Source organism: Nocardiopsis protaetiae (assembly GCF_045446735.1).
Taxonomy (GTDB): Bacteria; Actinomycetota; Actinomycetes; order Streptosporangiales; family Streptosporangiaceae; genus Nocardiopsis; species Nocardiopsis protaetiae.
Window position 1 is genome coordinate 1 of sequence record NZ_JBJJBV010000326.1, and the last position, 6,720, is coordinate 6,720.

General features: G+C 74.2%; 7 protein-coding genes. 6 read left to right on the top strand and 1 reads right to left on the bottom strand.

Annotated elements, in window-relative coordinates; all coding sequences use genetic code 11:
* The first annotated feature begins 27 nt into the window (after positions 1-27).
* From ACJOT3_RS30720 to ACJOT3_RS30735, 4 genes are read left to right on the top strand one after another with little or no spacing between them, the layout of a single operon-like run.
* Complete coding sequence (locus ACJOT3_RS30720; RefSeq protein ID WP_406976629.1) at positions 28-906, top strand: sulfotransferase domain-containing protein; 879 nt, start codon at positions 28-30, stop codon at positions 904-906.
* Complete coding sequence (locus ACJOT3_RS30725; protein ID WP_406976635.1) at positions 876-2,621, top strand: lipopolysaccharide biosynthesis protein; 1,746 nt, start codon at positions 876-878, stop codon at positions 2,619-2,621. The genes ACJOT3_RS30720 and ACJOT3_RS30725 overlap by 31 nt, the downstream gene beginning before the upstream one ends.
* Positions 2,622-2,656: 35 nt before the next feature.
* Positions 2,657-3,115, top strand: a complete 459-nt coding sequence (locus ACJOT3_RS30730) for a UDP-N-acetylglucosamine--LPS N-acetylglucosamine transferase (protein WP_406976630.1) — start codon at positions 2,657-2,659, stop codon at positions 3,113-3,115.
* Positions 3,112-4,626 (top strand): glycosyltransferase, encoded by a 1,515-nt coding sequence (locus ACJOT3_RS30735; RefSeq protein WP_406976631.1) that lies wholly within the window; start codon positions 3,112-3,114, stop codon positions 4,624-4,626. The genes ACJOT3_RS30730 and ACJOT3_RS30735 overlap by 4 nt, the downstream gene beginning before the upstream one ends.
* A gap of 23 nt (positions 4,627-4,649) precedes the next feature.
* Here ACJOT3_RS30735 and ACJOT3_RS30740 read toward each other — a convergent pair whose 3' ends face one another.
* Entirely contained in the window at positions 4,650-4,928 is a 279-nt protein-coding gene (locus ACJOT3_RS30740; RefSeq protein WP_406976632.1) for an SDR family NAD(P)-dependent oxidoreductase, read from the bottom strand.
* 161 nt (positions 4,929-5,089) lie between these two features.
* Between ACJOT3_RS30740 and ACJOT3_RS30745 the strand changes: the two genes are divergently transcribed.
* Together ACJOT3_RS30745 and ACJOT3_RS30750 are read left to right on the top strand one after the other, a co-directional pair.
* Complete coding sequence (locus ACJOT3_RS30745; protein ID WP_406976633.1) at positions 5,090-6,070, top strand: aldo/keto reductase; 981 nt, start codon at positions 5,090-5,092, stop codon at positions 6,068-6,070.
* A 16-nt stretch (positions 6,071-6,086) separates the two neighbouring features.
* Complete coding sequence (locus ACJOT3_RS30750) at positions 6,087-6,692, top strand: TetR/AcrR family transcriptional regulator (protein ID WP_406976634.1); 606 nt, start codon at positions 6,087-6,089, stop codon at positions 6,690-6,692.
* Positions 6,693-6,720 lie beyond the last annotated feature (28 nt).

The following is a 6,720-nucleotide window of genomic DNA, read 5'->3' on the forward strand; positions in this document are numbered from 1 at the left end:
CCGAACCCGGAAACGACGAGGTACCCGATGCCACGGCGCACCGCATCCCTGCCGCGACGACTGGCCGCCCCGGCCCGGCGGGCGGTCCTACCGCTCGTCGACGCCTGGGGGTCGGCCACCGGGCCCGCCCGGGCCCTGCCCGACTTCCTCATCTGCGGGGCGCAGCGCAGCGGGACGACGTCGCTGTTCAAGTCCCTGTGCCAGAACCCGGCGGCGACCGGCCCGGTGCTGCGCAAGGGGGTGCACTTCTTCGACACCGGGTACGACCGCGGGACGTCCTGGTACCGGGCGCACTTCCCGCTGCGGGCGACGCTGCGGGGGCGGGGCGGGCTGCCGCGGGTGCGGGCGTTCGAGTCCAGCCCCTACTACCTGTTCCACCCGCTGGCGGCCGAGCGGATCGCCCGGGACCTGCCGTGGGCGCGGGTGGTGGTGATCCTGCGCGACCCGGTGGAGCGGGCGTACTCGGCGCACGCGCACGAGACGGCGCGCGGGTTCGAGACCGAGCCGTTCGCGCGCGCGGTGGAGCTGGAGGAGGCGCGGCTGGCCGGCGAGGAGGAGAAGCTGCTCGCCGACCCGGGGTACACCTCCCACTCCCACCAGCACCACGGGTACGTCGCCCGCGGCCACTACGCGGACCAGCTGGAGCGGATGGAGAAGCACCTGGGCCGGGACCGGATGTACGTGGTGGACTACGCCGAGCTGTTCGACGGCACCACCCGGCAGTTGCGGCGGATCGAGGACTTCCTGGGGCTCCCCTCCGGGCCGGACCGGGTGCCGGGGCGGCACAACGCGCGCAAGCGGACGGTGATGCCCGAGGGGCTGCGCGCGGAGCTGACGGAGCGGTTCGCCGAGAGCGACCGGCGGCTGGCGCGGTGGTGGGGGCGGACCCCGTCGTGGTGCGCGTGACCGAGGTCGCCGAACGGGGGAAGGGGAACCCCGGGCTGCGCCGCGTGCTGCGCGGAGGCGCGGTGAACATGGCGGGCGCGGTGGTGGGGGCCGGGCTGAACCTGGCCCTGATCGTGGCGATCACGCGCGCGTTCTCGCAGGAGGCGGCGGGGCTGCTGTTCTCGGCGACGTCGGTGTTCCTCATCGCGGCGGCGGTGGCCAACGTGGGGGCGCCCGACGGGCTGGTGTACTTCATCGCCCGGCTGCGGGTGCTGGGCCGGGCGGGGGCGGTGCCGCGGCTGGTGCGGCTGGCGACGGTCCCGGCGGTGCTGGTGGCGTGCGGGGCCGGGGTGCTGATGGCGGCGTTCGCGGGGCCGATGGCGGACGCGCTGGGGACCGACGACGCGGCGGTGTACCTGCGTCTGCTGGCGGTGTTCCTGCCGTTCGCGGTGCTGCTGGACACGGCGCTGGCGGCGACCCGGGCGCACCACTCGATGGCGGCGACGGCGCTGCTGGACAAGGTGGGGCGGCCGCTGGCGCAGGTGGGGCTGGTGGGGGCCATCACGCTGTCGGGGTCGGCGGGGGCGCTGGCGCTGGCCTGGGCGGGGCCGTACCTCCCGGCGGCGGTGCTGGCGTGGTTCTGGCTGGGCCGCATCCTGCGGCGCGCGGCTCCGGCGGAGGCCGCCGGGGGCGCGGGGGCGGCCGTGGGTGCCGAGCCGGGCGCGGACGGCGCGGCGGCACCGGCGGGCGTCGGACCGGACCCATGGGGCGCGGGGGGCGGTAGAGGCCCAGGGGGAGCAGGGGGCCCGGAGCGCCCAGCGGCATCTGCGGGCGCGGAGACATCGGCGGGCGAGGCGGCACCGGCGGGTGCAGGAGCCCCAGGGGGTGCGGCGACGTCGGCGGGCGCGGGGGCGTCCACAGGTGTCGAACCCGTCTCCCCGGCGGAGTTCTGGGCGTTCTCGCTGCCGCGGGCGGTGGCGGGGGTCGCGCAGATGGGGGTGCAGCGCGGCGGCGTGGTGCTCACGGCGCTGCTGGGTGGGCTGACCGGGGCGGCGGTGTTCACCGCGGCGACCCGGGTGATGGTGGTCGGGCAGTTCGGGGCGCAGACGGTGCTGACCGCCGCGCAGCCGCGGTTCGCCGAGCAGCTGGCCACCGGCGACCACGACGGGGTGCGGGCGCTGTACGCGGCCGGGACGTCGTGGCTGATGTGCCTGACCTGGCCGCTGTACCTGACGGCGCTGGTGTTCGCGCCCGAGGTCATGGGGGTGTTCGGCGAGGGGTACGCGGCGGGGGCGACCGCCCTGGTCGTGGTCTGCGCGGGCCAGCTGGCGGCGTCGCTGTTGGGGATGGGCGACCTCATCCTCACGATGACGGGGCGCACGGGGATGAACCTGTTCAACAACCTGCTGGCGCTGGCGGTGAGCGTGGCGGGCTGCCTGCTGCTGGTGCCGGTCGCGGGAGCGACGGGGGGCGCCCTGGCGCTGGTGGCGGCGGTGCTGGTGCGCAAGGGGCTGCCGCTGTGGCAGCTGCGGTCGGAGGTGGTGCTGCGGCCGATGGGGCGGCCGGTGCTGGTGGCGATGGGCGGCTGCCTGCTGTGGTTCGGCGCGGTGCCGCTGGCCGCGTCGTGGGCGCTCGGCGGCGGGCTCCTCCCCCTGGCGGTGTCCGTGGTGGTCGGCTCCCTCGGCCACCTGGGGACGGTGTGGGCGTGCCGCGGCGTCCTCGGGCTGCGGAACTGACCGATCAATACTCTCGGTTATGGGATGATGACTCCATGTCTTCGCGACCGGTTCTCCTGGTGGCCTCCAACGGAGGGCACCTCGCCCAGCTGTGCGCGCTCCGCCCCTGGTGGGAGGGGCGCGAGCGGGCCTGGGTGACCTTCCGGACCCCGGACGCCGAGTCCGCGCTGGCGGGCGAACGCGTTCACTGGGCGTACCACCCGACCACACGCAACGTGGGCAACCTGCTGCGCAACACGGGCCTGGCCTCCCGCGTCCTGCGCGCCGAACGCCCGGGTGTCGTGGTGACCACGGGGGCGGGGGTGGCCCTGCCGTTCTTCGCCCTGGGGCGGCTGCGCCGCGTTCCGACCGTCTACATCGAGGTCTACGACCGGATCGACACCCCCACGCTCACCGCCCGGCTGTGCCGCCCCTTCACGCGCCTGTCCCTCGCCCAGTGGGAAGAGCAGCGCGCCTTCATGCCGACCGCCATCACGGTAGGACCGCTCCTGTGACCGAACAGACCACCCGACCCGTGCCCCGGCCCGAGGGCAACAGTGACCACCCGGACGTCGTGGTCAGCATCGGGACCGACCACCACGCGTTCGACCGGCTCGTGCGCTGGGTCGACGACTACGCCCGGACCCACCGGGACCTGCGGATCCTGGTGCAGCACGGGCACAGCGCGCAGCCGCGGGCGGCGTCGGGGGCGCCGTTCCTGCCCGGCGAGGACCTGGGGCGGCTCATGGAGTCGGCGCGGGTGGTGGTCACCCACGGGGGGCCGGGGACGATCGTGCAGGCGCGCCGGGCGGGGCACCTGCCGGTGGTGGTGCCGCGCGACCCGGAGCTGGGCGAGCACGTGGACGACCACCAGCTGCTGTTCGTGTCCCGGCTGGAGGCGGCCGGGCGGGTACGGGCTTGCTCCAGCCCGCAGCAGCTCTACGCCCTGCTGGACAAGGCGCTGGCCTCGCCGGAGGACTTCCGCGTGGGCCCGGAGGACGACGAGGGGGCGGTGCGCTCGGCGCTGCGGGCGGGGGCCCTCATCGACCTGGTCACCCCCGGCTCGGGGGAGGTCTCCCCCGTGGTGGAGCCGCGCCCGGACGCCGACGAGATCACGGACTGGCCCGAGGTCACGGTGGTCGTCCCCACCCGCGACCGGCCCGAACTCCTGCGCCGCACCCTGCGGGCGATCCACGAGCAGGACTACCCGGGCACCATCACCACGATCGTGGTCTACGACAACGACCAGCCCGACCCGTCCCTGGCCCGCGCCGAGGGGACCCGGCCGATCCGGGTGGTGACCAACACGCTGACCCCGGGGCTGGCGGGGGCGCGCAACACCGGCGTTCTGGCGGCGCACACGGACCTGGTGGCCTTCTGCGACGACGACGACACCTGGATGCCGGGCAAACTGCGCGGCCAGGTGCGGGTGATGCGGGAGGAGCCGGGGACGGACCTGGTGTGCTGCGGCATCACCGTGGTCTACGACAGGGTGGAGGCGGTGCGGACGCTGGACCGCACCAGCGTCACCTTCGGCGACCTGCTGGGGTCCCGGCTGACCGAGCTGCACCCCTCGACGTTCCTCATCCGCCGCCGCGCGATGATCGACGGCTGCGGGACCGTCAGCGAGGAGATCCCGGGCAGCTACGCCGAGGACTACGAGCTGCTGCTGCGCCTGGCCCGCCGCGGGCCGATCCGCAACATCCCCGAGACGGGCGTGCGGGTGCTGTGGCACCGGCGCTCGCACTTCTCCGGCCGCTGGCAGACCATCTCCACGGCGCTGCGCTGGCTGCTGGACCGCTACCCGGAGTTCCGCCTGGTGCCGCGCGGGCACGCCCGCGTCGCCGGGCAGATCGCGTTCGCCGAGGCCTCCGCGGGCCACCGCAGCGCCGCCCTGCGCTGGATCGGCACCACCCTGCGCGCCCGCCCCACCGAGGCCCGCGCCTACCTGGCCCTCCTCGTGGTCCTGGGCGTCCCCCCGGGCTGGGTCATGCGCGCCCTGCACCTGCGCGGCAAGGGGCTCTGAGCCCGGGCCAGGGGGTCCGCCGCCTACCAGGGCAGGACGCCGTTCTCGTCCCGGAGGGTCCCGGTGGGGCCGTCCGGGCCGAGGGTGGCCAGGCGGACGACCACCTCGGCGCTCTCCCGGGGCGACCGGCCGATGCCGAAGACCGCCGTCATGTCCGTGGCGGTGGTGCCCGGCTCCAGCGCGTTGAACCTGATGCCCGGGTGGGCCTTGGCGTACTGGACCGTCAGCATGGTGGCCGCCGTCTTGGACGCGGAGTAGAGCGCGAGCGGCAGGCCGGACTCGGGCCGGTCGGGGCTGGGCATCGGCGGGGCCCCGGCCCTGTAACTCGTCGCCTACCACCCGGATCCGAGGGACACGGCGCTCACGCGGTGCAGAGCCCGATCCGGGGCCGCACTTGACAGGACCGACCATTAAGCGGAGGCTGGTTATCAGTTAATGTGGTCCACCAGGGGAGCGACCGACCATGCAGACACGAAAGCTCGGCACTCAGGGACTCGAAGTCTCCGCCATCGGCTACGGCGCGATGGGGATCACCTCGGCGTACGGCGACACCGACGAAGAGGCCGCCATCTCGGCGATCCGGCGCGCCCACGAACGCGGGGTGACCATGTTCGACACGGCGGAACTGTACGGGGGCGGCACCGGGTCGAACGAGATCATCGTGGGACGCGCGGTCGCGCCGTTCCGGGACGAGGTCACGATCGCGACGAAGTTCGGCTGGGTGGTCCCGCTCAACCCGGCCAAGCTCTACGACAGCCGCCCGGAGCACATCCGCGAGGTCGCCGACGCGAGCCTGAAGTACCTCGGCGTGGATCGGATCGACGTCTTCTACCAGCACCGCGTGGACCCGGACGTGCCGATCGAGGATGTGGCGGGGACGGTCGGGGAACTCGTCGCGGAGGGCAAGGTGAAGTACTTCGGGCTCTCCGAGGCCGGCCCCGACGTCATCCGCCGCGCGCACGCCGTGCACCCGGTGTCGGTGCTGCAGAGCGAGTTCTCGATCTTCGAGCGCGCCACCGCCGCAGAGGTGCTGCCGACCGTCCGGGAGCTCGGCATCGGCTTCGTCGCCTACTCCCCGCTCGGGCGCGGCTTCCTCACCGGCGATGTCAAGCCCGCGAGCGAATACCCGGCCAACGACATGCGCGGCACCGACGCGCGCTGGCAGCCCGGCAACTACGAGAAGAACCTCGCGGCGATCGAACGGCTCCGCGGGCTCGCGGCGGACCTGGACGTGACGGTGACACAACTCGCGCTGGCGTGGCTGCTCGCCCAGGGTGAGGACATCGTCCCGATCCCGGGCACCCGGAACATCGCCCGCGTCGACGAGAACGTCGCCGCCGCGGACATCGGACTCACCGCCGACGACCTCGCCCGGATCGACGAGATCGTGCCGGACGGCGCGTTCGGCGCCCGCTACCCGGAGATCATCATGCCCCGCGGATGACCCCTATCCTCAGGGCATGACCGACGTCGACCTTGAGAGGTTCCGCGTCCCGCGCCCCCGGAGGGCGGACGGCGCGCGGAACTTCGACGCCATCGTGAACGCGGCACGCGAAGTCTTCCTCGCCGACGGCACGGACGTCCCGCTCGAAACCGTGGCGGAACGCGCCGGTGTCGGCATCGCCACCCTGTACCGGAGCTTTCCCACGCGGGAGGCGCTTCTCGTACACCTGTACGTCGGAGAGATCGACGCCGTCCTGGGCGACGCGGCCGACGTCGAGGGGCTGGAGCCCTGGGAGGCCATGACGGTCTGGACCCGCCGGTTCGTCGAGCGCCTCGGGACCAAGCGCAGGCTCGGTGCGGCGGTCACCCCCGGTACCGACGTGTACGAGGCGTGCAGCGCGGCGATCCTCGGCGCGGCGATGCCCATCGTCGACCGCGCGCGGGCCGGTGGGCGTCTCCGGCCGGACGTCACGGACCTGGACCTCATCCGCGCGGTGTACGGCATCGCGATCATGGAGGTCGACTCCGAGGCCCAGCGGCGGAAGTTCCTCGACGTCTTCTTCGACGGCCTGGTCGCCGGGCATGAGCACGCCCCCCGGGACGGGGCCCGGCGGAGCCGCTGAGGAGTCGGGCGGTGCGGGAACACGGGCG